Below are 1,968 nucleotides of genomic sequence, written 5' to 3'. Positions count from 1 at the left end.
ATCCTCGGCCGATCCAAACTCCGCAGTCTCGTGCGCGGCGTCTCGAACCATGGGGCCGCCCCCATCCTCTTATGTCCCATGTCAAGCCCCGAAGGCGCAACAGCCCTGCCTCTCCACGAACTCCGAGAGGTTGTCGATGCGATGATCGTGCAACGGTAGGAGCGAAGCCTGAGACGTCGGTCAACAAGCTCTTATTCGCGGGTTCACGCATGTCCGTGTTTCCGTCCGGGGCTTTCCCTGTCTTCGAACGTGCGTCGATCTTGCGATCGGCTTCAAAGGATGGTCGGGAATTCCCCTTGCCGTGGCTTCGCTCCCGCCGTTGCACGAGATCTGTCTTCACCGGACCATGCCCCGGCGCAGGTTCCCTGATAAATGCTTCTAACGTGCCGCTCGCTCCCTTCGAGAGTCCCGCCTTACTTGGACGCCGCACGGACGGTGGTGATCTCGCGACTGACGGCCCAGATGAAGCCCGCGAGTTCCCGCGCGACCGCAGTGATGGCGACGGTCTTGAGCTTGCCCCTTCTGACCAGCGCCCGATAACGGCCATGCAGGCGGTACTGCGCCTTCCAGGCGATCTCGCGAACCGCTCGCGGGGCGGCTGCAACCTTCTCCTGCTTCTCTTGGCCCACCCGCGGGGGGTGCTGATAGCTCCAGGAGCACTCCACCAGCATGCGGCGGGCGCGCCGGTTGCCGGCCTTTGTGATCGAGCCGCGCTTGATCTTGTCGCCAGTCGAATTCTCCGACGGCACCAGGCCGAGATATCCCATCAGCTCGCCCGGATGTTGAAAGCGCGAGAGGTCGCCGATCTCGGCCAGGAACGTTGCTGCCGAGATCAGATCCAGGCCGCGCATCGCCATCAACGCGGTGACCACCTCGGCCAGCGACCAGTCCGGCACCGCGATCCGGATCGCCTGCTCCAATCGCTCGAGGCGTTCCCGCATCTGCCGCATCGCCAACATCATCTCCTCAAACACGAGGCGCTGCTCTGCATACTCGAGCTTCTGGCTCGCCAGCCAGTTCATGTGCGTCTTGGTCCAGGTCTTCTTGCCTTCCGAATAGTGCAGACCCTGCCGCAGCAGGAATGCCGAGACCTGCTGGCGCTTCGAGCGCAGATCCATCATCGTCGTCTCGCGCGCCCGCGTCAGGTCACGCATCGCCTCGTGATGTCGGTCCGGAACCCACACCGCGGTGAGCTCGCCGGCGCGCAGCAGCTTCGCCAGGCTGAGAGCGTCCCGCCGGTTCGTCTTCACCCGATCGCCCGGCCGCTTCGGAATCAGCGATGGCGCAACCACGACGCACTCGTGACCGAGGTTCTTGATCTGCCGGTAGACCTCGTATCCCGTCGGCCCCGCCTCATAGCAGAACGTCAGACGCTGATATTTGGCGGCAAGCTTCTTCACCAGCTTGGCCGTTGCAGCTCCGGTGTTCTCGATCTCGCCGAAAAACCGAACCTCGCCGGCCCGCCCAGCCTCCGCGATCGCAACCGCATGACGCAACTTCGAGGTATCGAAATCCACGAAAGCTTCGCTATGATTGCCCACGACTCGCCCTCCTTGTTTGAGGCTCTGCCCGGTCCATCCGGGTAACCCTCGCGACAGCATCGAGGGCGAGTCGCCTCTTCAAGGCAAGGGACATACGGTCTTCGAGACAGATGCACGCAAGAGCGTGCATCTCCTCAGGATGAGGCGGGTATTCCGACCCGATTCAAACTGAGCGAAATCTGCTCTAATCAGCGCGCCTGTTTGCGGTCCCGACTGCGCAGCGCCACTCATCAAAACTCCAGTCCACAAAAGCTGAATGGATTACAGCGTGTTTTACCAAAACACGCGGCACTTACCGAGGCGTGAAGCCATTCGCTAAAATTGCAGCGATTCCGCTTGTCAATGTTAATGCACGAGATTACGGCGCCGCGCCGGCGCCGATCAGGCCCGCCATGAACGTGGCAAGGCGTGCGCGCTCCGCGCGGCC

At 62.4% G+C, this 1,968-nt stretch carries 1 protein-coding gene; it reads right to left on the bottom strand.

Annotated features, from left to right (window positions below; all coding sequences use genetic code 11):
* Positions 1-413: 413 nt before the first annotated feature.
* The gene (locus tag WCE35_RS04180) at positions 414-1,541 is read right to left on the bottom strand and encodes an IS110 family transposase (protein WP_424592078.1); all 1,128 of its coding nucleotides are present in this window, start codon (positions 1,539-1,541) and stop codon (positions 414-416) included.
* Positions 1,542-1,968 lie beyond the last annotated feature (427 nt).

It is taken from the genome of Bradyrhizobium sp., assembly GCF_049691595.1.
Lineage (GTDB): Bacteria > Pseudomonadota > Alphaproteobacteria > Rhizobiales > Xanthobacteraceae > Bradyrhizobium.
Note: the sequence above shows the minus strand (reverse complement) of the source record. Positions and strands in the feature narration are given on the sequence as shown.